A 22,626-nucleotide genomic window follows, 5' to 3' on the forward strand; every position below is an offset into this window, starting at 1 on the left:
GCGCTCAGGCGACGCTTGATCGACAAATGCGTCAGGGCGTACCGAAATGCCCCAACGGCGCGCCGGCCAGCAGATGCAGATGGATATGGAACACCGTCTGACCTGCATGCTCGCGGCAGTTCATCACGATGCGATACCCATCCTGCGCCAGTCCCTGTTCGCGCGCGTACGACGCCGCAGCAAGTGCGAGCTTGCCGACCAGCAGCGCCTGCTCTGGCGGCACATCGTCCAACGTGGGAATGGCGTGCTGCTTGGGAATGAAAAGCACATGCACCGGCGCTTGCGGTGCGATGTCCTGAAAGCCCAGCACCTCGTCGTCTTCGTAGACGATGTTGGCCGGGATTTCGCGACGAATGATCTTGCCGAAGATGGTGTCGGTCATGGGAGGAGATTAGGGATTGGTCATTTGAGATTGGCAAGAGCTTACCGCGCACTTGTGATGTTCTGCTTTTACGAACCCCCAATCCCGACTCCCCAATCCCCGCTCTCAAAGCACCTCGCTGCGGGTGCCGAACGCGTGCGACAAGGTGCCGCGATCCACGTATTCCAACTCGCCGCCCAGCGGCATGCCTTGCGCGAGTCGGCTCGGGCGCACCGCATGCTGCCGCGCCAGTTGCGCCAGGTAATGTGCGGTCGCCTCGCCTTCGACCGTTGCATTGGTGGCGATGATCATTTCGGTGACTTCACCGGCGGCCAGACGCTCGCCGAGCCGGTCCAGCCCCAGCTCGCGCGGGCCGATGCCATCCAGCGGCGACAAGCGCCCCTGCAGAATGAAGTACAGCCCGCGATACCCGGTGGCGTGCTCGATCGCCAGGCGGTCGGCCGGCGATTCGACTACACATAGCTGTTGTCGGTCGCGACTGGCGCTGGCACAGATCGCGCAGATCTCCGACTCGGTGAAGTCGCGGCACTGCAGGCAATGACCGACCTTCTCCACCGCATTGGCCAACGTCGTGGCCAGGCGACGCCCACCCTCGCGCTCGCGTTCGAGCACGTGGTAGGCCATGCGCTGCGCCGATTTCTGGCCCACACCCGGCAACACCCGGAAGGCCTCGATCAGTTGTTCGAGAAGGGATGAGGACATTGGATGGCCGGGATTCGGGAGTGGAGAGTCGGGATGCGCAAAGGCAAAAGCAATCTCGCTTTTGCCAATCTCCAATCCCGAATGCCCAATCCCTGATCCTTAGAACGGCAACTTCATGCCCGGCGGCAACTGCATGCCGGCGGTTGCCGAGCCCATCCGGTCCTTGGATTCGGCGTCGATCTTGTTGGAGGCATCGTTGAAGGCGGCGGCGATCAGATCCTCGGCCATCTCCTGGTCGGAGAGGATGCTGGGGTCGATACGGACCTTGCGGCACTCCTTAGCGCCGGTCAGCGTCACGCTGACCATGCCGCCGCCAGCGGTGCCGGTGACTTCCAGCTTGGCCAGTTCTTCCTGGGCGCGCTGCAGGTTTTCCTGCATCTTCTGCGCCTGCTGCATCAATTGGGCAATGTTCCCACGCATGTGTCGTTACTCGTCGTAAGGGCGGATGGAATCGGGAACCACCCGCGCGCCCTGCTGCTGAATCAGCTGCTGCACATTCGGGTCGTTCATGAAGGCGGTTTCGGCCGCGCTCTGGCGCTCGCCTTTTTGGCGATTGGCCCGCTCGTGCAGGGTCTCGACATCGGCACTGCCGGTTTCGATGACGATGCGCGGGGTGTTTCCCAACTCGGGCGCGAGCGCTTGCGCAAGGTTGGCGATAGAGCGTTCGGAGTTCAGATATTCAAAGCCCGGCGCCAGCGCCAGACGCAGCACGCCATCGCGATGACTGACGAAGGCAGCATTGGCCGCGAGCTGGCGCGAGGGGCCGTTCAAGCCGCTGCGGGTGACCAGCTCCAGCCATTGCTCGGCGTCGGCAATCTGGCCGTCGTCGAGCAGGACCGACGGATCGGGTGTTGGCGATGCTGCGGATACGGCAGTCGCGGAGGGTGTCGCCACAGCCGGCGCTGCATCCGCGGCGAGCGCCGGTGCCACCGCAGCCACCGGAGGCGCAACAGCAGCTTCAGGCGCAACCGCGACAGGTTGTGGCGCGACAACTGCTGCCGGGGCTGCCCTTGCGGCTTCCGGCGCGGACACAGCGGGCGACGCGGAGACGGGCGCAGATTTCGCACGCACAGGCGCATCGTCCATCGCCCAGGGGGGCGTGTCGTCGTTGCGCGCGGGGGTGGCTGACGGCGAAGCATCGGAAGAGGCCGCCGGAGCAGTCAGGACGACAACCGGTGCAGGCGCTGTAGCGACCACTGCAACTGCGGGAGCTGCGGGCGCCGGACGCGCCACATCCGCCGCAACGGCAGCCGGCGTCGCTTCAATCACCTCGGCATGCTTAGCCACTGCCTGCTTCGCGACTGCAGCAGGCACCGCCGCGACCGGTGCAGCAATCTGACCGTCAGCTGCTGCCGAACGCGCACCGCTACCGGCGCCAGCACCGCGTCCGTCGTCAGCGCCACCAGCCGGCACCGCCGCCGCAGGACGGAAGGCGAGCATGCGCAGCACCGCCATCTCGAAACCGGCGCGCGGGCTCGGCGCCAGATACAGATCGCGACGCCCGTTGAGCGCCATCTGATACCACAGCTGCACCACTTCCGGCCGCAGCTGCGCGGCATACGCGGTCGGGTCGATGCCATCGCCGACAAACGCCACCGACGGCACCAACTGCTGCACCTGGATACGGTGCAAAGCCTCGGCCAAGGCCTCCAGCACGCCGCTCCAGTCGGGCGAAAACTCTGCCAACGCCGCGACCACCTGCAGCAGGCGCGCGCCATCGCCATCGGCCAGCGACTGCAACATCGCGCCAACCTGGGTGCGGTCGACCGTGCCGAGCATGGTGCGCACCACGTCCTCGCGCAGCGCGCCGCCGGCATAGGCGATGGCCTGATCAAGCAGCGACAAGCCATCGCGCAACGAGCCATCGGCGGCCTTGGACAGTTGCACGATCGCCGACGGATCCGATTCGATCTGCTCGGCGGCCAGGATCCGGGTCATCTGGCCCTGGATCTGATCTTCGTCCAGCCGCTTGAGATTGAACTGCAGGCAGCGCGACAGCACGGTCACCGGCAACTTCTGCGGGTCGGTGGTGGCCAGCAGAAACTTCACGTGCTCCGGCGGCTCTTCCAGCGTCTTCAGCAGCGCGTTGAACGCCGCCTTGGAGAGCATGTGCACTTCGTCGATCAGATAGACCTTGAACTTGCCGCGCGAGGGCATGTACTGCGCGTTCTCGATCACCTCGCGCACATCGTCCACACCGGTGTTGGAGGCGGCGTCGATTTCCAGCAGGTCGATATAGCGGCCGGCATCGATATCCAGGCAGGCCGGGCACGTGCCACACGGATCGGCACTGGTGCCGGTCTCGCAATTGAGCGACTTGGCGAAGATGCGCGCGATGGTGGTCTTGCCCACGCCGCGGGTGCCAGTGAACAGAAACGCGTGGTGCACGCGCCCACTGTCGAGCGCGTTACTGAGCGCGCGGACCACATGTTCCTGGCCAACGAGTTCGGCAAAACGCTTCGGGCGCCACTTGCGGGCGAGAACAAGATAAGACATCGGGCAACCAGCTTCCTCTGAACCGATATTGTGCCATGGCGCGCCAGATTGATCGTTCAGCCGTGGTACCCGGCCGTCCCCGCTGACCGAGGTCGCCCGGCAAGCGTGTTTGCTTAACCTGAAGACCTGCAAAGGCGGCATGCTCCCGACCGCAGAGATCGTTCGCCTTGTTAACCGCGCCCGCGGCGGCTAGAATCCCGCTCCTGCCGCAGACCCAGTCGCGCGGCAGGTACGGAGAGGTGTCCGAGTGGTTGAAGGAGCACGCCTGGAAAGTGTGTAAGCGTCTAAACCGCGCTTCGGGGGTTCGAATCCCCCTCTCTCCGCCAGTTTTATGGTCCTGCAACGCGATTGCATGGATCCAGGGTCACGCCAGTGGCCCACGTCTTATGGTGGCCCCGTCGGTCCCTCGCGACGCTAGATCGAAAATCCCGCCAGGGCCGGAAGGCAGCAACGGTATCGATTGACGCGGGCGCCGAGGTCAACCGGCGGGGACACCACCCTAATCAAAAAACAGGCTGCCCATGTGGCGATGGTTGTGTGCGTATTCGCAAAGCGGCAGCAACGCTGTCATTGCGTCTGCGCTTCCGGATGCAGCCAGCCCGCATCGCCTTCCAGGTAATGCTCGTGCTTCCAGATCGGCACGCGCGCCTTGACCTCGTCGATGATGAAACGGCAGGCATCGAATGCGGCACCGCGATGCGCCGCACTGACGCCCACCCACACCGCCATGTCGCCGATGCGCAGCTCGCCCACGCGGTGCACGCAGTGCGCGTTGACGATGGCAAACCGGCTCATCGCTTCGTCGAGCACCCGTTGGCCTTCGGCCTGCGCGAGTGCGGCATAGGCTTCGTAGCGCAGCCCGGCCACCCCGCGGCCTTCGTTATGGTTGCGCACCCAACCCTCGAAACTGGCAAACGCGCCGGCATGCGGATGCTCCAGCGCGGCACGCAAGCTGTCGATCGGTAACGGCACGTCAGAAAGCGCAAAGATGGCGGTTGTCTGCTCGCTCACACTCAACCTCCCGATACCGGCGGAATAAACACGATTTCACTGCCGTCGCGCACCTCGTCCTCCCAGCGTGCGAACGCGCCATCCACCGCGACGCGCAGCTGCGTCGGCGTCCAGCGCAGGCCATGGCGCGTATCGAGTTCGGCATAGAACGCGCGCAAATCCTGCGCATCCGAGTGCACCTGCTCGCTTGCAACGCCCGCCGCTTCACGCAAGCTGGCGAAATACAGCACCGTCACTGTCGCGCTCATCGCGTTGCTCCGATATCGCGCTTGCCGCCGCGTTTGGACACCAGCCTGGTTGGGCCGATGCTCATTGCATGCGACAACGCCTTGCACATGTCGTAGACCGTCAATGCCGCAACGCTGGCACCGGTAAGCGCTTCCATCTCCACCCCGGTGCGATGTACGCAGCACACCGTGCAGCTGATGTGCAGCACCTGTTCGCCCGCCCAGTCGATCTCGAAGCGACATGCATCGATCGGCAGCGGATGGCAGAACGGAATCAATTCGTGCGTGCGCTTGACCGCCATGGTGCCGGCGATCACTGCGGTCTCCACGATGCCGCCCTTGGCGCTGCGCAAGCCGTTGGCACGCAGCTGCGCGGCCACGGCTGCGGGAAATCGCACGCGACTTTCGGCAGTGGCACTGCGTGCGGTGACCGCCTTGTCCGAGACATCCACCATGGTGGGCAGCCCGGCGTCATCCAGGTGGGTCAGGCGTGCGGAACGGGTTTTTGCGGGCATGGGAAACGACACAATGACAGGCGCTCAGGATGCGGCATTCTCCGTGAAAGCGGTGCCCTGATGAAACAACCACCACTCACCCACCAATCAAAAACATCTCGACCGGCTTGCCGCGGCGCGGCGTCGACGACGCACGCACCTCGCTGTAGCGGTCGCCACGGATGCTCCAGCGCGCGCGCAGATGTTCGGACAATCCATGCTCGCCCTGGCCCAACGCCGGCTTGAGGTCATGGCCCTGGCTAGCAAACAGGCAGGTATACAACTGCCCATCGGCCGACACGCGTGCACGCTGGCAATCGCCGCAAAACGGCACGCTGACCGAACTGACGAAACCCACCTCGCCCGCGCCGTCGGCAAAGGCATGCCGTTGCGCCACTTCGCCGGTGTAATTGGCATCCAGCGGTGCCAGCGGCCAGCGCGCGTGGATGCGTTCGTGCAGTTGTGCGGAGGTCACCACCGCATCCGGCGTCCAGCCATTGCAGCTGCCCACATCCATGAATTCGATAAAGCGCAGCACGTGGCCGGTGCCACGGAAGTGCTCCACAAGCGGCAACACCTGATCTTCGTTGACGCCGCGCTGCACCACGCAATTGATCTTCAAGCGCTGGAAGCCGGCCTGCTCGGCGGCGGCAATGCCGGCCAGCACCTGCGCGATCTCGCCGCGGTTGCCGCTCATGCGTCTGAACAGCTCCGGATCCAAGGCATCCATGCTCACGGTGATGCGGCGCAGCCCGGCCTGACGCAGGGCAACCGCCTGACGCGCCAGCAAGGTGCCGTTGGTGGTCAGCGCCAGATCCTCGATGCCGTCGATGGCGGTCAGTCGCGCAACCAAGCTCGGCAGGTCGCGTCGCAGCAGCGGCTCGCCGCCGGTCAGACGCACCTTGGTGACGCCTACCGACACGAACGCGCGCACCAGCGTTTCCAGCTGATCGAAACTCAGGCGTTGCTGGGCATCGAAACCGTAATCGTCCGGCACCCGATCGGCCGGCATGCAGTAACCGCAGCGGAAGTTGCAGGCCTCGATGACCGACAGCCGCAAATCGCGCAGCGGCCGGCCATAGCGGTCCTGCATCGGCGCGGCAGTCTGATTCGGAAGCAGCAAGGCGCTCATCAGGGCACCATGGCGGCGGTCGGCTCCGCCAGCTCCAGGTAGTGTCCAGGCACCGCAACACGATGGCCGCGTGCGCGAAGCACGTCGCCGTCGGCGTCGCTGGCGTAGTGGTACAGCAGCATGCGGCTCAACAGGTCCTGCGGGTATTCCCGCTCCAGATCATCCACGCCAGTATGCGACGGGTTGCCGTGAACGCCGCAGTCATGCGCGATGAGCTCGCCGTCATCGGCATAGCGGGCCAGCATTTCCGGGATCGGCCGGGTGTCGCCGCTCCACACCAGCGCGCCCTTCAGGCGCAGCCCGTAGGCGGTCTCCGGCCAATGGTGGCGCACCGGGAACACCTCCAGCCGCACGCCGTCATGCCAGAACGCATCGCCGACCGGCACCAGCTGAAACGCGTCCCAGAAGTTGGCGCCGCCCTCGGCCAGCACGTTCGGGTAGTCGGCGATCCGCCGCTGCAGCAGCGGCACCACCGGCGCCGGCACGTACAGGCGGGTGCGCCCGCGCCGCTCGGAGAAATAGCTGTCCACGAACACCCGCTCCAGCCCGCCAACATGGTCCAGATGCACATGGGTGATGAAGAACGCCTGCGGCAACCGGCCGTAATGGGCCTGGTACGCAGTCAGCCCCTCGCTGCCGCAGTCGATGGTCAGCCACGGCGCGCCGGCACGCTCGAGTGTGGCCATCGGCGAACCAAGCGCCACCGCCGACGCATTGCCGACCCCCTGCACACGCAACGCCCAGTTCATCAGTAGCCCCGGCCCCAGGCCAGTTCGTAAGCGCGATGCAGGCGCTCGTAATCCTTGTCGACATCTTCGCGGCTGCGCGTGCCGCGCAATTTCAACAGCGAGCGATGCAGCCGCGCCAGATTGCGCTCGCGCCAGCGCGTGGCCGGAATGCGCAACACGCCACGGTCGAAATCGATCAACCAGCCGTGCTCACCGGCATCGAACAGAATGTTGTGCGCGTTGAGATCGGCGTGATCCAGGCCGGCGCGATGAAAGCGCGCAATCAACCGCCCGGTCTCTTCCCACGGCGCGCCACGCCCGGCAACCTGCGCGTGATCGGCCAGCGAGCGCACGTTTTCCAGGCGTTCCATCAACAGCGCAGCGCGATAGCCCAGGCCTTCGCGCAGGTAGCAGGCCGCCAACGGGCGCGGCACCGGCAACTTGCGGCTGAGCAACTCGCGCATCAGCCGGAACTCGGCGAAGCTGCGCGTACGCCCCGCCCCTTTCCACAGGTAGTGATCGCGACTCACCCGGGCAGCCATGCCGCCACGCAGATACTGTCGCAATACGCTGCGGCCGAACGGCGCATCCACAAACCACGCCCCGCCACGCCCGCCCTCATCCACCGGCCGCGCCCTGTCGCCCCAGTGTTGCGGCGAAAACAGCGTGGCATCGGCTTGCCGCAGCCGTTCGCGGTCGAACAGAATGGCGCCATAACCGCGGCCTTCGCGGTACGGCGTCAGCGCTTCAGTGGCGTCGAAAGAAACCATCTATCGAGTCTAACAACACCATGGCTTCTACGCCCGCTTCGTTATGCCTGCTGCGCCTGTCCGCCCTGGGTGACGTCACCCACGTGGTGCCGCTGGTGCGCACCTTGCAGGCGGGATTTCCGGCAAGCCAGCTGCATTGGATCATCGACAAGGCCGGGCTGAAGTTGCTCGACGGCCTGCCCGGTGTGCAGTTTCATGCCTACGACAAGCGCACCGGCGTGGCCGGCATGCGCGCGCTGCGCCAGTCGCTGGCGCCGCTGGACCGCTTCGATGCCTTGCTGCAGATGCAGGTGGCCTTTCGCGCGAATGTGCTGTCGGCATTCGTGCCGGCGCGGCGGCGTATCGGCTACGACCGCAGCCGCTCCAAAGACCTGCACGGCCTGTTCGTCAACGAGCGCATCGCCGACCGCCCCGGCATCCACGTGCTCGACGCTATCGGCAGCTTCGCGCAGCCGCTCGGCCTGAGCCAGAGCAAGGTGCGCTGGGATCTACCAGTGCCGGACGAGGCGCATGCCTGGGCGCGTGCGCAGTGGGATAGCGACGGCCGCCCGGTGCTGATGATTTCGCCCTGCTCCAGCCATGCGCGCCGCAACTGGTACGCCGACCGCCACGCGGCGCTGGCCGATCACGCCGCTGCGCAAGGCTGGCGAATCGTGCTGTGCGGTGGCCGCAGCGAGCTTGAACGCAGCACCGCCGATGCCATCGTTGCAGCCACGCGCACGCCGGTGCTGGACCTGGTCGGCAAGGACACGCTCAAGCAGCTCCCGGCCCTGCTCGCCCGCGCCGATCTGGTGGTCACACCCGACTCGGGCCCAATGCACATCGCCAACGCGATGGGCACCAAGGTGCTCGGCCTGCATGCAGCGAGCAATCCGCTGCGCAGCGGCCCGTATTCGGACGTGCGCTATTGTGTGGACCGTTACGACGCGGCCGCCCGCAAACACCTGGGCAAGCCGGCCGATCAGCTGAAGTGGGGCACCAAGATCGAATTCGACGAGGTGATGTCGCTGATCACCGTGGACGATGCGATCGCCGCTTTCGAGCGTTATCGCACCGATCATCCGCGCTGAGGGGCGACGACGGATGGTCGCTCAAACAGGCGTTCAATCGCTTGAGCAAGCGGCGCGCACTGCGCCGTTGCTCGGCTGCCTAGGAGCAGCGCAAAACATTAGCGCTCAGACACCCTTGGCGCGATAGTCCTGATACGACTTCTCTTCCACATACGACGACCCTAGCGCCAGGTTGATCTCTTTCTTGATGCGCGCGCGCTCGTCGTTTTCGATATAGACGCTGCGCGCCAGCTGCACGAATGCATTGTCGAAGGTATGCGCCTGCTCCTTGAGACGGATGTCGTCTTCGATCACCCACAGCCGCTCGTTGACGGCCTTGAGCGCGGCACGCAAACGCACGATGTCGTGACCGGCGGCCGGATGCGCCATCCAGCTGATTTCCAGCGCAGACAGCTCGTTGCGCACATTGGTCAGCTTGGCAGGGTCGCTGATGCGCTCGGACTTGATCTGCAGGATCGCGATCTTGTCGAGCAGCTCACCAAAGGACACCGGCACCAGAATCTCGGACATGTCATGCCTCCAACGGATAGCAAAGGTGGAAGTGTAGGCATCGCACCGGCTGGCTGCGACCCATAAACAAAAGCCCCCTTGCGGGGGCTGATGCGAATCTGGCGGAGAGGGGGGGATTCGAACCCCCGAGGCGCTATAAACGCCTGCCTGATTTCGAGTCAGGTACATTCAACCGCTCTGCCACCTCTCCAGATGGTCCCCGGTGTCCCGGGGCCGTGAATCATACGGGCACAGGCGCCAAGCCACAAGCGGGCTGGGCAAGCTCGACACACGGCGCCATCTGGGTCCGGAGTGAACCCGCACTGCAGTACCGGCAAGCAGTCTGTTGCCGCTGGCCGGTCGGGCCGCGATGATGGTGGCGCATCTTTCCTCTGGCGACCCGGCCCCATGCTCGAATTCGGACATCTCACCCACGTCGGCCTGCGTCGCGACCTCAACGAGGACACGTACTACGGCGACAGCGAGCTGGGGTTGTGGCTGGTCGCCGATGGCATGGGCGGGCATGCCTGCGGCGAAGTGGCCAGCGCGTTGGCGCGCGAAACCATCGTGCGCGAAGTGCGCGCCGGCACCCCGCTGGCGCAGGCGGTGCGTATCGCCGACGAAGAGATCATCAAGACCTCGCGCCGCTGCAACGATACCTTGCCGATGGGCACCACCGTGGTCGCTGCCCGTGTGCTCGGCCAGCGCTTCGAAGTGGCCTGGGTCGGCGACAGCCGTGCCTATCTGTGGCGCGACGGCCGGCTGGCACAGCTGAGCCAGGACCATAGTTATGTGCAGGAACTCATCGCGCAGGGCACGCTCACCAGCGAGCAGGCACGCGCGCATCCGCATCGCAACGTGGTGACCCAGGCGTTGGGTGTGACCGACCCGGCCCACCTCAATGTCGCCACCATGCAGGGCGAACTCAAATCCGGCATGCAGCTGCTGCTATGCAGCGACGGCCTGACCGAAGAAATCGACGACGCCACCATCGCCGCGACCTTGTCGCAGGCCGATTGCAGCGCGCAGGAATGTGTCGAATGCCTGGTCGCCGCCGCACTGGATGGCGGCGGCTCGGACAACATCACCGCGATTCTGGTGCGTAGCTACTAGCCAGCAGCGGCAGTTTCTTCGACCGGCGCATCCCACAGCGCACGCCCGGCCTTCTTGCGCAACTGCGCCAGACGCGCCTCGTGCGCCTGCGACTCCGAGGCAGTCACCGCCACGCGCGGGCGCGGCAACAGCAGTGCCGGATCGAAGCTGATCATGCCGTCAGCGTCCTGGGTGCTCTGACCGGCATCGGCGCTGGCAAACCCGATTTCCTCCTGGCCCGACGTCAGCGCGATATACACATCGGCCAGGATCTGCGCATCGAGCAAGGCGCCGTGCAACTGGCGATGCGAATTATCCACGCCCAGACGTTTGCACAAGGCGTCCAATGAATTGCGCTGCCCCGGATAACGCTCGCGCGCCATCATCAAGGTATCCACCACGGTGGCGCGCTCGACGATGCGGCCGTAGTTGTCGCCCAGCAGCGACAGTTCGTTGTCCAGAAATCCCAGATCGAACGCAGCGTTGTGGATGATCAGTTCCGCGCCGTCGATGTAGGCCAGGAACTCCTCCACCACATCGGCGAACAAAGGCTTGTCGGCCAGGAATTCCAGCGTCAACCCGGTCACTTCCTGCGCGCCGGGTTCGAAGTCGCAATCGGGCTTCAGATAGCGATGGAAGTTGTTGCCGCTAGGGCGCCGCTCCAGCAGCTCCACCGCACCGATTTCGACGACGCGGTTGCCCTTGCGCCATTCCAGGCCGGTGGTTTCGGTATCGAGAATGATCTGACGCATGAATCCTCTTGCTTATTGTGTTGCCAGGCCGCCGCGCTGGGCGATGGCCTGATTGCGGGCAAGCACATCGACGCGCTCGTTATCCGGGTCGCCATTGTGGCCTTTCACCCAACGCCAATCGATGCTATGACGCTGCGTGGCCGCGTGCAGCCGCTCCCACAGTTCACGATTCTTGACCGGGTCGCCGCCAGCAGTTTTCCAGCCGCGCCGCACCCAGCCGGACATCCATTCGGTGATGCCCTGGCGCACGTATTGCGAGTCGGTATGCAGCACGATCTGGCATGGCTCGGTGAGCGTTTCCAACGCCATGATCGCCGCCATCAACTCCATGCGGTTGTTGGTGGAGGTGGCTTCGCCGCCCGCCAATTCCTTCTCGCGGCCGTTGTAACGCAACAGGGCCGCCCAACCGCCCGGCCCGGGATTGCCGAGGCAGGAGCCGTCGGTATGCACTTCAATTGATTTCATCAGCTTCTGTGTTTGGAAAGTAATCAGTCGTCAGATCGTGGCCACGGGCTGTGGCCAGCGCGAGGGCATCGAGATCGGGGTCGGGCCGATCGAAGCGGCAGCACGCTTTTCCACTTCGAGTAAATACACCGCGCGCCAGGGTGCGCGGCCAGGGCCGGAGGGGCCACTTCCGGTGCGCCAGATCGGCCCCAGGTAACGTTCCTGGTCCACGCACTGCAGCCCCGCACGTTGCGCCAGTAACCGCCAGCGATCCGGCCGCAGGGCGACCGGACCACGTCGCGCCCAGCGAAAGCGGTAGGGGCTCATCGGATTGAGCGTGAACAGCCACAGCCGGCCGCCGGGCATCAGTAGCCGCTCGCATTCGGCCAAAAATTCCGCCGCGCCGCCGACCACCGCATGCTGCACCACGATCGCCTGCAGGCTCTCGGCCGGCAATGGGAACGGCATCGCGCAACGCGCATCGCCAGCGAAGCGCCCCGCGCTGCGATACAAGCGCAAACCTCGCCCCTGCAATGCCTCGCGCGGCGGCAGGTCAGTCGTTGGCGTCAGCCACAACCAGGGCTGCGACGGACGCGTTTGCAGCGCCGCCAGCGCCACTTGGCGCTCCAGCTGGAGCAGACTGCGCCCCGCGCCTGTTTCAAACCAGGATGAGACGCCAGCTTGACGGGAGAAGGGCGTGGCAGGCATGGTCCCAATTCTATGCGACTGACCGCCCTGCCCGCATTCGAAGACAACTACATCTGGGCGCTGGTCGCTGCGGATGGCCGCGCTGTCATCGTCGACCCCGGTCAGGCAGAGCCGGTGTTCGCTGCGGCAGAGCGCGAAGGATTCACTCCCAGCGCCGTGTTGCTCACCCACCACCATGCCGACCACATCGGCGGCGTGGCGGCATTGCAGCAGCGCTGGCCGGACCTGGAACTGTTCGGCCCTGCCGACGAACGCAGTCCCGCCGATACCCGCCAGGTTGGCCAAGGCGAGCGCTTGACCCTGCTTGGCATGGGCTTTGAAGTGCTTGAGGTGCCGGGCCACACCCGCAGCCACATCGCCTTTGTCACCGACGAGCATCTGTTCAGCGGTGATACGCTGTTCAGCCTAGGCTGTGGGCGGATGTTCGAAGGTACCGCTCCTCAGATGTTCGACTCGTTGCAACGCCTGGCCTCTCTGCCCGGCGAAACGCTTGTGTGTTGCGGCCACGAATATACGTTGGCCAACGCGTCCTTCGCGCTGCACGTCGATCCCACCAACGCTGCCTTGCAGCGCCGTCAACAGGAAGCCCAGGCCATGCGTCAAGCAGCCCGTCCTACCCTGCCGATTTCGCTCAAGAGTGAACTGGCCACCAACCCTTTTCTACGCACCAGCAGTCCCGAGATTCGCGCCGCAGCCGCAGCGCGCGCATCTGGCGCACTTTCCTCCGATGTAGATGTTTTCGCCGAGCTTCGGCGCTGGAAAGACGAATTTCGCGCATGAGGCGCTTGCTTTTGGCAGCGTTGGCCGCCTGTGCGGCCATTGCACCAGCAGCCGCATCGCCCGCCGACGCAAGCCGCCCCGCAGCCAGCGCGACGGCGCCGCCAGCTGCACCCAGCCTGCGCAATGGTCAGGACATCTTTTCGTCGTTTCTGGACGGGCGTGCAGATCCAGGCTGCGATAGCGAGCACAGCGACACGCGTTGGGAACAGCACTTCTCGCGTGCACCAGCCCGCCTGGCCGACGATGCGCAGGATGTCCTGCCGCTGTTCGGCTACGTGGTCGACGAGCTGCGCAAGGCCGACATGCCGACCGAGTTTGCGCTGATTCCTTTTGTGGAAAGCGGATACCGCCCGGGCGCCCGCAATGGCAGCGGACCGGCCGGCTTGTGGCAGTTCATCGCCACCACGGCGCGCAACCACCATGTGCCGGTTGGCGCGCAATATGACGGCCGCCTCTCGGCAGTGGATTCCACCACCGCTGCGGTGCGTTATCTCAAGACGCTTTACGGCATGTTCGGCGGCGATTGGCGCCTGGCGCTGATGGCTTACAACGCTGGCGAGTACCGTGTGCTGCAGGCGATGCGCACGGCCGGCATGAACGCGCAGAACGCGCGTCCGTCCGAACTGCCCGGCATGTCCAAGGTCACTTATGAGTATGTGGAAAAGCTGCACGCGCTCGCCTGTGTACTCGACCACGCGCAACAGCAAGGCAACCTGCTGACCTCGCTCGACCGCCCGGTTCCCGTACTGACCGAACACGCGTTGCCGGTTGGCACCAGCCTCAACGCCTGGGCCGGACAGCGCGCCATCGAACCGCAGCTGCTCGCCCGCCTGAATCCGGCATTGGCCAGCGCACGTGCCGCGCCAAGTGGTGTGCATGTACTTGCCCCAGTCGCAGCAGCACAGCCAGGCTCGGTCGGTGCCGTCGTCGCATCCGCTGATGTGGGCAGGATTGCCGAGACCAACGATGCCGCGCCTACGGTGGTCGCCACGACTGCCAGGACGTCGAACGCGCAAGCGCGTACGCATACGGTGCGTAACGGCGAGTCCGCCTGGGCCATTGCGCGCCGCTACGGCGTGACTGTGGCGACGCTGCTCGCCAGCAATGGGCTGGACAAGCGTGCGGTGCTGAAGCCGGGCATGGTGTTGTCTTTCGACGACAGGCCTTAAGCCGACACAACGCAGCCTACGTAGGGGCCCGCTTGGTCCGCAGTGACATCGCGGCCTGCCACCGTCGCTCGCATGACGTTCTAGACGGCCAGCATCACCGTGATCAGGATTGCGTGGTGCAGCAGCTGCTGCGCGCTTGAACGCCCGGGCGAAACTGCCGGCGACGCAGCAGGCGTGTTGAAATAATCGAACGGCAGTGGGCCAACCCACTCAATCGACTACGAACTGCGTGGCCACGCGTGCTCGTCAGGATGTGGGCAGCCTTGGAGAGCGGTCTTTCTAGCGCTCTTGAAGCAGCAGACACACCATCGACTCCGAACCCGAAGACATCGGCCGAGCACGTCAAACGCACCTACAAGGCCTCAGCCCCTACGGCACGGCACGGATATCTCAAAGAAAAAGCCCGGTCACCCGGGCTTTCTCGTCTTCACCAGCTTAAGAAGACAGCCTTACAGCTGCGCCTCTTCGATCTGAATCTTGTAGCGCTTGCGCATTTCCTTGACGTACGCCTGCGCCGCGTTGTTGCCATCGATCTGGCTCAGCTGTTCGCGCAGCATGGTCTGCTGCTCGGCCGGCATCTGCTTCAGGTCGCCTGGCGTGGCCTTGGCGATGACGAAGACCGCAAAGCGCCCGCCGTCCAGCTCCACCTTGCCCACCGACGGCTTGCCTTCGGTCGGGCGCGGCGCGCTGAAGATGGCACGGTTTGCCGCCGGTGTCGGGATCGGCGCGGTGCGCGGCAGGCCCGGGATCGGCTGCACCTGCAGCTTCTCGCTGGCCGCCAGCGCCTGCAACGTTTCGCCCTTCTGCACACGCGCCAACAATGCGTCGGCAGCAGCAGCCGCCGCCTTCTCGGTGCGGTCGGTATGGATCGCCGCAGTCACCTTGTCGCGCACCTTGTCCAACGGCAACGCCTGCTCGGCGCTGTGATTGGTCACGCGCAACACCACACTGTGATTGGGCGCAATGGTGATCGGGTCGCTCACCGTGCCGTCCTGCACCAGCGTCTCGGAGAATGCCGAACGCAGCACTGCAGGATTGGCGGCGATACCACTGGCATCGGCACGCGAGAACGGGCCCAGCGTCTGCACCGGCAGACCGACCTGCTTGGCCGCTGGCTCCAACGCGGTGGGGTTCTTGTAGACCTGATCCACCAACTTGCCGCTCACATCGGCAAACGCCTTGTCGGCATCGGCCTTGAGCTGCTCGGCAGCGAGCTGATCGCGCACCTGCTCGAACGACTTGCCCTGGCCGCCCTTGACCTCGCGCAGCTGGATCACGTGGTAACCGAACTCGCTCTTGATCGGGCCGACCACATCGCCAGCCTTCATTGCGAACAACGCGTCTTCGAACGGCTTGACCATCGTGCCCTTCTCGACCCAACCCAGATCGCCACCGGCCCCCTTGGAGCCCGGATCCTGCGAGTTGGCCTTCGCCAATGCAGCAAAATCGGCGCCCGGCTGCTTAGCTTCTGCGGCGAGCTTGGCTGCCTTCGCTTCGGCAGCCTTCTGCGCGGCGGGGTCGCTGCCAGCGCTAATCAGGATGTGCGAAGTCAGACGCTGGTCCGGCTCGACAAAGCGGCCCTTCTCTTCTTCATAGCGCTTGCGCAAGGTCGCCTCGGCGGCGGCGGTTGCCGGCGGCAACTTGGCCGCATTGATCTCGACGTACTCGATCGTCACGGTCTCCGGCTGACGGAAATCCTGCGTATGCCCGTCGTACCACTGCTTGATCTGCGCATCGCTGACCGGCGCGGTATCGGCGGCCGGTGGGGGCAGCATCGCCAACTCCACGTCGCGCGTTTCGCCCATCAGCTTGAGCAGGCGCTCGAACTCGGCCTTGGTCGCAAAGCCCGACTCGGCAATCGCCTGCGGAATCACCGACTGCTGCAAGCTGTCGCGCACCAACGCATCGAACTGCGCCGGCGTGCGCGGTGGCGTGCCTTGTGCGAGTGCGGCGCGGTACTGGTCGGGGCTGAATTTGCCATCGACCTGGAACGCCTGAATGCCGGTGATGTAATCGCGCACCGTCGCATCGCCGATCACGATGCCGGCATCTTCGGCACCCAGACGCACGACTTGCTCGTCAACCAACTGATCGAGCACCTGCAGCTTGTTTTCGCGCGCTTCGAACGTGCGCGGGTCGAAATTCTCGCCCTGGCGCTGCCGCCCCTGCATACGCGCCTGCTCGAAGCGTGCGCGGAAATCCTGCGTACTGATTTCATGGTGCTGCCACAGCAGCGACACCGGCCACCAGGAAGGTGCCGATTTCCACCATGTGGGCGGCGCCTGCACCTTGGCCACGTTGTTGGCGCCAATGCCGCCGAGGTAGCTGTTGTCGATGACGAACAGGAACGGAATCATCAGCAACCCCAGGATGGCGGTAGCGATCCAGCCTGACGTCTTGTCGCGAAGTTTCTGCAGCATTGGCAAATCACGGCCTGTGGGCGAGCCGCGCAGTGTAACGCGCTTGGCGCCGAGCACCCAGCCCAATGCTCCACGCCATCGGCCGCGATGCGCTATTAAAACGCGTAACCTCGGGCAATGCTGCAAAAAAAAGCCCCCGGCACAAGGCCGAGGGCTTTCGTATAACTGGCGGAGCGGACGGGACTCGAACCCGCGACCTCCGGCGTGACAGGCCAGCATTCTAACCAGCTGAACTACCGCTCCGCTTTAAACTTGGACTTCTCTCTCCGCAGCATTCGCAATGCGAATGCTGTGGAGAAAACGAAGCCCCCAATTGCTCAGGGGCTTCGGGTGTAACTGGCGGAGCGGACGGGACTCGAACCCGCGACCTCCGGCGTGACAGGCCAGCATTCTAACCAGCTGAACTACCGCTCCGCACTTGAAACGTTTGCCTGGTGCTTAATGGTGGGTGCTGAGGGTTTCGAACCCCCGACCCTCTCCGTGTAAGGGAGACGCTCTACCGCTGAGCTAAGCACCCTAGCGAGTCGATTAGTTTACTGCATCCTTCAGGGCTTTGCCAGCCTTGAACGCAGGATTCTTCGAAGCCGCGATCTTGATGCTGTCGCCGGTCTTCGGATTGCGGCCGGTGCGCTCAGCGCGCTCGCGGACCTGGAAGGTGCCAAAGCCGACGAGAGTGACGGCTTCGCCCTTCTTCAGTGCCTTGGTGATTTCGCTCACAACCGCGTCGACAGCACGGCCGGCTTCAGCCTTGGAGATGTCAGCGGCAGCGGCAACGCCATCGATCAATTCGGTTTTATTCATTCTTGAAACTCCCTTTGCGGCAGATGCCGCGGAATCGACAATCGGCGCTCTTGCCGTTAGCGAAGAACCCGACACAAGTGGTATCGCGTGACGCATCACAATTTGCCGCGCCCACGAGTCGTGCATTTATACCAGCGCCCCCAACCGCACGCAAGCCAAAACCCAATAACGACGCGGGTTTTGGCTTGTTTTGCCTGGGTTTAGACAAGCGCTTTTAGTGCTTGACGCGGGTACCCGGAGTAGTGCGGGACTTGCCACGCACGGCGACGCGCGAGGCAGTCTTGCGGGCCTTCTCCTTGCCCGCCTTCTTCGGTGCCAGCGGACGCTCCAGCGCAAGATCCAGCACTTCGTCGATCCACTTGACCGGCACGATCTTCAGATCGCGCGTCACGTTGGCAGGAATGTCGGCAAGATCCTTGCGATTCTCGTCGGGGATCAACACGGTGCGGATGCCGCCGCGCAATGCAGCCAGCAGTTTCTCCTTCAACCCGCCGATCGCCGAGACGCGACCACGCAAGGTGATCTCGCCGGTCATCGCCACATCGGCGCGGATCGGCACCTTGGTCAGCACCGACACCAGCGAGGTCACCATCGCGATACCTGCGCTGGGACCGTCTTTCGGTGTGGCGCCATCAGGCACGTGCACATGCACGTCCTGCTTCTGCAGGAAGTCCACATCGATGCCGAGTCGCTCGGCGCGCGAACGCACCACCGACAACGCAGCCGATGCCGATTCCTTCATGACGTTGCCGAGCTGACCGGTGAGGATCAGGTTGCCCTTGCCCGGCACCAGCGTGGATTCGACCTGCAGCAACTCGCCGCCGACTTCTGTCCATGCCAGACCGGTGACCAGGCCGATCTCGTTCTCTTCTTCGGCACGCCCGAAATCGAAGCGGCGCACACCCAGGTACTTGTCGAGATTCTTCGAGTTCACCACGACCAGGGCCTTGGGCTTGCCCTTCTTGGCGACGAGCTTTTTCACCACCGGTTGCGGACCGGCGAGCGCGATTTCCTTGACCACCTTGCGGCAGATCTTGGCGACTTCGCGTTCGAGGTTACGCACACCCGATTCGCGCGTGTAGTAGCGCACGATGTCCTGGATGGCATCGCTGCCGATCTCGATCTCTTCCGGCTTCAAGCCGTTGGCCTTGATCTGCTTGGGCACCAGATAGCGCATGGCGATGTTGAGCTTCTCATCCTCGGTGTAGCCGGGGATGCGGATCACTTCCATGCGGTCCAGCAACGGACCGGGGATGTTGAGCGAGTTGGAGGTGGCGACGAACATCACCTCCGACAGGTCCAGATCGACTTCCAGATAGTGGTCGTTGAAGGAATTGTTCTGCTCGGGATCAAGCACTTCCAGCAACGCCGCCGACGGGTCGCCGCGGAAATCCATCGACATCTTGTCGATCTCATCGAGCAGGAACAGCGGATTCTTGCTGCCCACCTTGTTGAGGTTCTGCACCAGCCGGCCCGGCATCGAACCCACATAGGTCCGGCGATGGCCACGGATCTCGGCTTCGTCGCGGATACCGCCCAGGCTCATGCGCACGAACTTGCGGTTGGTCGCCTTGGCGATCGACTGCCCGAGCGAGGTCTTGCCCACGCCGGGCGGCCCGACCAGACACAGGATCGGCCCCTTCATCTGCTTCACGCGCGACTGCACGGCCAGGTACTCCAGGATGCGTTCCTTGACCTTGTCCAGACCGTAGTGATCGGCGTCCAGCGTGTCCTGCGCAGCCTTGAGATCCTTGCGCACCTTGGAACGCTTCTTCCACGGCACGCCCAGTAGCCAATCCAGATAGTTGCGCACCACGGCCGCCTCGGCGGACATCGGCGACATCTGCTTGAGCTTGTTGAGCTCGGCCTTTGCCTTGGTCTCGACCGGCTTGGGCATGCCCGCCTCGGCGATCTTGCGGGCGATTTCTTCCAGTTCGCCCGGCGCGTCATCCAGATCGCCCAGCTCCTTCTGGATCGCCTTCATCTGTTCGTTGAGGTAGTACTCGCGCTGGCTCTTCTCCATCTGCGACTTGACGCGGCCGCGGATGCGCTTTTCCAGCTGCTGCACATCGATCTCCCCGTCCACCAGGCCGACCAGCAACTCCAGGCGCTCGCCGATTTCGGTGATCTCCAGCAGGCGCTGCTTGTCGGCAAGACGCACGCCAATATGCGCGGCAATGGTGTCGGCCAGACGGCCAGGCTCATCGATACCGGCCAGGGTCTGCAACAACTCCGGCGGCAGCTTGCGATTGGTCTTGACGTATTGCTCGAACAGTGACATCAGCGAACGCGCGATCGCCTCAAGTTCGCGCGGCTCGCGCGCATCGCTGGCTTCGACCTCGATGCCCTGCCCCTGCAGCGCGCCGTCCAACTCGACGACCTTGTCGACGGTGACCCGCGACAGCCCTTCGACCAGCACCTTGATGGTGCCATCGGGCAGCTTGAGCAACTGCAACACCTGCGCCAGCGTGCCGACGGTATAGAGATCGGTTGCGGTCGGGTCGTCGGTCTCAGCCGACTTCTGCGCCACCAGCAGGATGCGCTTGTCGGCCTCCATGGCTTTTTCCAGCGCGCGCATCGATTTGTCGCGACCCACGAACAGCGGAATCACCATGTGCGGAAACACCACCACGTCGCGCAGCGGCAACACTGGCAGATCGAGAACTTCTGGTTGGGACTGGGCCATGGGGCGCTCCGCTGGAATCGGGAAATAGGGCGTAAAAAAAGCCGATGGCCCCGTTATGGGGCCATCGGCGAGGTCTTGCAAGTAGCGGTCGGAAACCCTTTATCCGCGAGCGAGGCCAAGGCCTGGAGACGCGGCATCAGGGGCTCAGTCGCCGGACGCTGCCTTGGCCGGAGCCGGTTGCGCCTGGTAGATCAGATACGGCTCGGACTTGTGCTCGATGACCGACTCGTCCACCACCACCTTGCTGACATTTTCCTGCGAGGGCAGCTCGTACATCGTGTCCAGCAACACCGATTCGACGATGGTGCGCAGGCCACGCGCACCGGTCTTGCGCTTGAGCGCCTTCTTGGCGATCGCAGACAGGGCGTCGGGGCGGAATTCCAGCTCCACGCCTTCCATATCGAACAGCTTCTTGAACTGCTTGGTGATGGCGTTCTTGGGCTCGGTCAGGATCTTGATCAGCGCCGGCTCGTCCAGCTCCTCGAGCGTGGCAACTACCGGCAGGCGGCCGACGAACTCCGGGATCAGGCCGAACTTGATCAGATCTTCCGGCTCGACTTCGGCCAGGATCTTGCCGACTTCCTGCTTGCGCTCGCTGCTCTTGACCTTGGCACCGAAGCCAATGCCGCCGGCATCGTTGGACCGCTGCTGAATCACCTTGTCCAGGCCGGCGAACGCGCCGCCGCAGATGAACAGGATGTTCTTGGTGTCGACCTGCAGGAATTCCTGCTGCGGATGCTTGCGCCCACCTTGCGGCGGCACCGAGGCCACCGTGCCTTCGATCAGCTTCAGCAGTGCCTGCTGCACACCTTCGCCGGACACATCGCGGGTGATCGACGGGTTCTCGCTCTTGCGCGAGATCTTGTCGATTTCATCGATATAGACGATGCCCTGCTGCGCCTTCTCGACGTCGTAATCGCACTTCTGCAGCAGCTTCTGGATGATGTTTTCCACGTCCTCGCCGACATAGCCGGCTTCGGTCAGCGTGGTGGCATCGGCGATAGTGAACGGCACATTGAGCAGGCGCGCCAGCGTTTCGGCCAGCAGCGTCTTGCCCGAACCGGTCGGACCGACTAGCAGGATGTTGGATTTCGCCAGCTCGACTTCGTCGTTCTTGCTGCGGCTCTCGATACGCTTGTAGTGGTTGTACACCGCCACTGCGAGCGTGCGCTTGGCGCGCAACTGCCCGATCACGTATTGATCCAGCACCTCGAGAATCTCGCGCGGCTTGGGCAGGCTGGAACGTGCCGACTGCGCCTTCTCTTCGAGTTCCTCGCGGATGATGTCGTTGCACAGCTCAACGCACTCATCGCAGATGAATACGCTGGGACCGGCAATCAGCTTACGGACTTCATGCTGACTCTTACCGCAGAACGAGCAGTAGAGAATCTTGTTGCTGTCGCCGGAACGACCTTGGCGGTCTTCGCTCATGCTTCTGTTACCCAGTTACCCCACCCGATGCACGGGGGTTCGATTTCGAGAATAGCACAGGGTCGAGAGGACATCCGTCCAGCCCGACCCTGCCGTTTTTCCTGCAATTTCAGGCATCTGGCGATCAGGACGGCTGGATCGACTCTTCCGGACGACGCTCCAGCACCTGATCGACCAGGCCATAGGCCTGCGCATCGACCGCGCTCTTGAAGTTGTCGCGCTCGGTATCGCGCCCGATGGTTTCCAGCGACTGGCCGGTGTGCTTGGCCAGGATCTCGTTCAAGCGCGAACGCAGCGTCAGGATCTCGCGCGCATGGATGTCGATATCGGTCGCCTGACCCTGGAAGCCGCCCAGCGGCTGATGGATCATCACACGCGAGTTCGGCAGCGCATAGCGCTTGCCGGCGGCGCCCGATGCCAGCAGCAGCGCGCCCATCGATGCAGCCTGGCCAACGCAGATGGTGCTCACGTCCGGCTTGATGTACTGCATGGTGTCGTAGATCGCCATGCCGGCGGTGACCACGCCACCGGGCGAGTTGATGTAGATGCTGATGTCCTTTTCCGGGTTATCCGCTTCCAGGAACAGCAGCTGCGCCACGATCACGTTGGCCATGTGGTCGTCGATCGGACCGACCAGGAAAATCAGACGCTCCTTCAGCAGACGCGAGTAGATGTCGTACGCACGCTCGCCGCGGCTGGTCTGTTCGACCACCATCGGGACGAGGTTCAAAGCTCTGGTTACATTGTCCACGCGAGGGGAATCTCCTGTGTCTATTAGTTGAATCCCCGCACATGGATGTGCGGGCTCTTGCGAGGGACTCGCATTTTAGAGGCCCCGCATG

General features: G+C 64.0%; 23 protein-coding genes, 5 tRNA genes and 1 other RNA gene. 6 read left to right on the forward strand and 23 right to left on the reverse strand.

Features of this window, described 5'->3' with window-relative positions; translation table 11 throughout:
• Positions 1–31: 31 nt before the first annotated feature.
• The 4 genes from AC1KVG_RS05170 to dnaX all read right to left on the reverse strand — a co-directional run bounded on the left by AC1KVG_RS05170 (position 32) and on the right by dnaX (position 3,580).
• On the reverse strand, positions 32–382 hold the full coding sequence (locus tag AC1KVG_RS05170; RefSeq protein ID WP_481093711.1) for a histidine triad nucleotide-binding protein: 351 nt from the start codon (positions 380–382) through the stop codon (positions 32–34).
• Positions 383–487: 105 nt separating this feature from the next.
• Positions 488–1,084, reverse strand: a complete 597-nt coding sequence (gene recR, locus AC1KVG_RS05175; RefSeq protein WP_481093712.1) for a recombination mediator RecR — start codon at positions 1,082–1,084, stop codon at positions 488–490.
• A gap of 99 nt (positions 1,085–1,183) precedes the next feature.
• Complete coding sequence (locus AC1KVG_RS05180; RefSeq protein WP_005913896.1) at positions 1,184–1,504, reverse strand: YbaB/EbfC family nucleoid-associated protein; 321 nt, start codon at positions 1,502–1,504, stop codon at positions 1,184–1,186.
• A gap of 6 nt (positions 1,505–1,510) precedes the next feature.
• Positions 1,511–3,580, reverse strand: a complete 2,070-nt coding sequence (dnaX, locus tag AC1KVG_RS05185; protein ID WP_481093713.1) for a DNA polymerase III subunit gamma/tau — start codon at positions 3,578–3,580, stop codon at positions 1,511–1,513.
• A 233-nt stretch (positions 3,581–3,813) separates the two neighbouring features.
• Here dnaX and AC1KVG_RS05190 point away from each other — a divergent pair.
• A tRNA-Ser gene (locus AC1KVG_RS05190) sits at positions 3,814–3,906 on the forward strand.
• Positions 3,907–3,975: 69 nt separating this feature from the next.
• Positions 3,976–4,072, forward strand: an RNA gene (ffs, locus tag AC1KVG_RS05195) — signal recognition particle sRNA small type.
• Positions 4,073–4,147: 75 nt separating this feature from the next.
• Here the strand turns inward: ffs and AC1KVG_RS05200 are convergent.
• The 6 genes from AC1KVG_RS05200 to AC1KVG_RS05225 form a co-directional block, all read right to left on the reverse strand.
• Complete coding sequence (locus AC1KVG_RS05200) at positions 4,148–4,597, reverse strand: molybdenum cofactor biosynthesis protein MoaE (protein WP_316694111.1); 450 nt, start codon at positions 4,595–4,597, stop codon at positions 4,148–4,150.
• Positions 4,594–4,839 carry a MoaD/ThiS family protein gene (locus AC1KVG_RS05205; RefSeq protein WP_006448430.1) on the reverse strand — a complete coding sequence of 82 codons (246 nt, stop codon included), beginning with the start codon at positions 4,837–4,839 and terminating at the stop codon, positions 4,594–4,596. The genes AC1KVG_RS05200 and AC1KVG_RS05205 overlap by 4 nt, the downstream gene beginning before the upstream one ends.
• Entirely contained in the window at positions 4,836–5,333 is a 498-nt protein-coding gene (gene moaC, locus AC1KVG_RS05210; RefSeq protein ID WP_481093714.1) for a cyclic pyranopterin monophosphate synthase MoaC, read from the reverse strand. Before moaC ends, AC1KVG_RS05205 begins: the two co-directional genes overlap by 4 nt.
• A 76-nt stretch (positions 5,334–5,409) precedes the next feature.
• Complete coding sequence (gene moaA / locus AC1KVG_RS05215; protein WP_229010915.1) at positions 5,410–6,444, reverse strand: GTP 3',8-cyclase MoaA; 1,035 nt, start codon at positions 6,442–6,444, stop codon at positions 5,410–5,412.
• A complete protein-coding gene (locus tag AC1KVG_RS05220; protein ID WP_023902887.1) occupies positions 6,444–7,193 on the reverse strand; it encodes an MBL fold metallo-hydrolase in 750 nt (249 codons plus the stop codon). Before AC1KVG_RS05220 ends, moaA begins: the two co-directional genes overlap by 1 nt.
• Entirely contained in the window at positions 7,193–7,942 is a 750-nt protein-coding gene (locus AC1KVG_RS05225) for a 3-deoxy-D-manno-octulosonic acid kinase (RefSeq protein WP_481093715.1), read from the reverse strand. Before AC1KVG_RS05225 ends, AC1KVG_RS05220 begins: the two co-directional genes overlap by 1 nt.
• A 20-nt stretch (positions 7,943–7,962) precedes the next feature.
• Here AC1KVG_RS05225 and AC1KVG_RS05230 point away from each other — a divergent pair, with 20 nt between their 5' ends.
• Entirely contained in the window at positions 7,963–9,012 is a 1,050-nt protein-coding gene (locus AC1KVG_RS05230) for a glycosyltransferase family 9 protein (RefSeq protein ID WP_481093716.1), read from the forward strand.
• 105 nt (positions 9,013–9,117) lie between these two features.
• On the opposite strand, the gene AC1KVG_RS05235 is transcribed toward AC1KVG_RS05230, so the two are convergent.
• Both AC1KVG_RS05235 and AC1KVG_RS05240 read right to left on the reverse strand, forming a co-directional pair.
• Positions 9,118–9,522: a DUF6165 family protein gene (locus AC1KVG_RS05235; RefSeq protein ID WP_481093717.1), complete on the reverse strand. Its 405-nt coding sequence runs from the start codon at positions 9,520–9,522 to the stop codon at positions 9,118–9,120.
• A 99-nt stretch (positions 9,523–9,621) separates the two neighbouring features.
• Positions 9,622–9,712: transfer RNA gene (locus AC1KVG_RS05240), tRNA-Ser, on the reverse strand.
• Between the two features lie 197 nt (positions 9,713–9,909).
• Here AC1KVG_RS05240 and AC1KVG_RS05245 point away from each other — a divergent pair.
• Positions 9,910–10,614 (forward strand): PP2C family protein-serine/threonine phosphatase, encoded by a 705-nt coding sequence (locus AC1KVG_RS05245; RefSeq protein WP_006450178.1) that lies wholly within the window; start codon positions 9,910–9,912, stop codon positions 10,612–10,614.
• Here AC1KVG_RS05245 and dnaQ read toward each other — a convergent pair.
• Genes dnaQ through AC1KVG_RS05260 form a run of 3 tightly spaced genes read right to left on the reverse strand, consistent with a single transcriptional unit; the run spans position 10,611 to position 12,497 of the window.
• Positions 10,611–11,345 carry a DNA polymerase III subunit epsilon gene (dnaQ, locus tag AC1KVG_RS05250; protein ID WP_006450177.1) on the reverse strand — a complete coding sequence of 245 codons (735 nt, stop codon included), beginning with the start codon at positions 11,343–11,345 and terminating at the stop codon, positions 10,611–10,613. The genes AC1KVG_RS05245 and dnaQ overlap by 4 nt on opposite strands.
• A 12-nt stretch (positions 11,346–11,357) precedes the next feature.
• A complete protein-coding gene (rnhA, locus tag AC1KVG_RS05255; protein ID WP_104550701.1) occupies positions 11,358–11,810 on the reverse strand; it encodes a ribonuclease HI in 453 nt (150 codons plus the stop codon).
• A gap of 30 nt (positions 11,811–11,840) precedes the next feature.
• Entirely contained in the window at positions 11,841–12,497 is a 657-nt protein-coding gene (locus AC1KVG_RS05260) for a hypothetical protein (RefSeq protein WP_481093718.1), read from the reverse strand.
• A 12-nt stretch (positions 12,498–12,509) separates the two neighbouring features.
• Between AC1KVG_RS05260 and gloB the strand changes: the two genes are divergently transcribed.
• A complete protein-coding gene (gene gloB, locus AC1KVG_RS05265) occupies positions 12,510–13,277 on the forward strand; it encodes a hydroxyacylglutathione hydrolase (protein WP_481093719.1) in 768 nt (255 codons plus the stop codon).
• On the forward strand, positions 13,274–14,446 hold the full coding sequence (locus AC1KVG_RS05270) for a lytic transglycosylase domain-containing protein (RefSeq protein ID WP_481093720.1): 1,173 nt from the start codon (positions 13,274–13,276) through the stop codon (positions 14,444–14,446). Before gloB ends, AC1KVG_RS05270 begins: the two co-directional genes overlap by 4 nt.
• A 449-nt stretch (positions 14,447–14,895) precedes the next feature.
• Here the strand turns inward: AC1KVG_RS05270 and AC1KVG_RS05275 are convergent, their stop codons facing one another.
• From AC1KVG_RS05275 to clpP, 8 genes are all read right to left on the reverse strand, one after another.
• Positions 14,896–16,866 carry a peptidyl-prolyl cis-trans isomerase gene (locus AC1KVG_RS05275; protein WP_481093721.1) on the reverse strand — a complete coding sequence of 657 codons (1,971 nt, stop codon included), beginning with the start codon at positions 16,864–16,866 and terminating at the stop codon, positions 14,896–14,898.
• A gap of 166 nt (positions 16,867–17,032) precedes the next feature.
• A tRNA-Asp gene (locus AC1KVG_RS05280) sits at positions 17,033–17,109 on the reverse strand.
• Positions 17,110–17,203: 94 nt separating this feature from the next.
• A tRNA-Asp gene (locus tag AC1KVG_RS05285) sits at positions 17,204–17,280 on the reverse strand.
• Positions 17,281–17,308: 28 nt separating this feature from the next.
• Positions 17,309–17,383, reverse strand: a tRNA-Val gene (locus AC1KVG_RS05290).
• Between the two features lie 11 nt (positions 17,384–17,394).
• Positions 17,395–17,667, reverse strand: coding sequence for an HU family DNA-binding protein (locus AC1KVG_RS05295; RefSeq protein WP_006451749.1), 273 nt, complete (start codon positions 17,665–17,667; stop codon positions 17,395–17,397).
• Positions 17,668–17,881: 214 nt separating this feature from the next.
• A complete protein-coding gene (lon, locus tag AC1KVG_RS05300) occupies positions 17,882–20,353 on the reverse strand; it encodes an endopeptidase La (protein ID WP_481093722.1) in 2,472 nt (823 codons plus the stop codon).
• Positions 20,354–20,497: 144 nt separating this feature from the next.
• Entirely contained in the window at positions 20,498–21,784 is a 1,287-nt protein-coding gene (gene clpX / locus AC1KVG_RS05305) for an ATP-dependent Clp protease ATP-binding subunit ClpX (RefSeq protein ID WP_006451747.1), read from the reverse strand.
• A 124-nt stretch (positions 21,785–21,908) separates the two neighbouring features.
• A complete protein-coding gene (clpP, locus tag AC1KVG_RS05310) occupies positions 21,909–22,535 on the reverse strand; it encodes an ATP-dependent Clp endopeptidase proteolytic subunit ClpP (protein ID WP_023902875.1) in 627 nt (208 codons plus the stop codon).
• Positions 22,536–22,626 lie beyond the last annotated feature (91 nt).

It is taken from the genome of Xanthomonas sp. NCPPB 3959 (assembly GCF_056675575.1).

Coding starts and splice junctions, on each gene's coding strand:
- AC1KVG_RS05180 (WP_005913896.1), bottom strand. CDS start 1,504: ATGCGTGGGAACATTGCCCAATTGATGCAGCAGGCGCAGAAGATGCAG.
- clpX (WP_006451747.1), bottom strand. CDS start 21,784: ATGAGCGAAGACCGCCAAGGTCGTTCCGGCGACAGCAACAAGATTCTC.
- AC1KVG_RS05205 (WP_006448430.1), bottom strand. CDS start 4,839: ATGAGCGCGACAGTGACGGTGCTGTATTTCGCCAGCTTGCGTGAAGCG.
- AC1KVG_RS05270 (WP_481093720.1), top strand. CDS start 13,274: ATGAGGCGCTTGCTTTTGGCAGCGTTGGCCGCCTGTGCGGCCATTGCA.
- AC1KVG_RS05275 (WP_481093721.1), bottom strand. CDS start 16,866: ATGCTGCAGAAACTTCGCGACAAGACGTCAGGCTGGATCGCTACCGCC.
- AC1KVG_RS05235 (WP_481093717.1), bottom strand. CDS start 9,522: ATGTCCGAGATTCTGGTGCCGGTGTCCTTTGGTGAGCTGCTCGACAAG.
- gloB (WP_481093719.1), top strand. CDS start 12,510: ATGCGACTGACCGCCCTGCCCGCATTCGAAGACAACTACATCTGGGCG.
- dnaX (WP_481093713.1), bottom strand. CDS start 3,580: ATGTCTTATCTTGTTCTCGCCCGCAAGTGGCGCCCGAAGCGTTTTGCC.
- AC1KVG_RS05225 (WP_481093715.1), bottom strand. CDS start 7,942: ATGGTTTCTTTCGACGCCACTGAAGCGCTGACGCCGTACCGCGAAGGC.
- AC1KVG_RS05295 (WP_006451749.1), bottom strand. CDS start 17,667: ATGAATAAAACCGAATTGATCGATGGCGTTGCCGCTGCCGCTGACATC.
- AC1KVG_RS05220 (WP_023902887.1), bottom strand. CDS start 7,193: ATGAACTGGGCGTTGCGTGTGCAGGGGGTCGGCAATGCGTCGGCGGTG.
- recR (WP_481093712.1), bottom strand. CDS start 1,084: ATGTCCTCATCCCTTCTCGAACAACTGATCGAGGCCTTCCGGGTGTTG.
- rnhA (WP_104550701.1), bottom strand. CDS start 11,810: ATGAAATCAATTGAAGTGCATACCGACGGCTCCTGCCTCGGCAATCCC.
- AC1KVG_RS05170 (WP_481093711.1), bottom strand. CDS start 382: ATGACCGACACCATCTTCGGCAAGATCATTCGTCGCGAAATCCCGGCC.
- moaC (WP_481093714.1), bottom strand. CDS start 5,333: ATGCCCGCAAAAACCCGTTCCGCACGCCTGACCCACCTGGATGACGCC.
- moaA (WP_229010915.1), bottom strand. CDS start 6,444: ATGAGCGCCTTGCTGCTTCCGAATCAGACTGCCGCGCCGATGCAGGAC.
- lon (WP_481093722.1), bottom strand. CDS start 20,353: ATGGCCCAGTCCCAACCAGAAGTTCTCGATCTGCCAGTGTTGCCGCTG.
- AC1KVG_RS05230 (WP_481093716.1), top strand. CDS start 7,963: ATGGCTTCTACGCCCGCTTCGTTATGCCTGCTGCGCCTGTCCGCCCTG.
- AC1KVG_RS05260 (WP_481093718.1), bottom strand. CDS start 12,497: ATGCCTGCCACGCCCTTCTCCCGTCAAGCTGGCGTCTCATCCTGGTTT.
- AC1KVG_RS05245 (WP_006450178.1), top strand. CDS start 9,910: ATGCTCGAATTCGGACATCTCACCCACGTCGGCCTGCGTCGCGACCTC.
- dnaQ (WP_006450177.1), bottom strand. CDS start 11,345: ATGCGTCAGATCATTCTCGATACCGAAACCACCGGCCTGGAATGGCGC.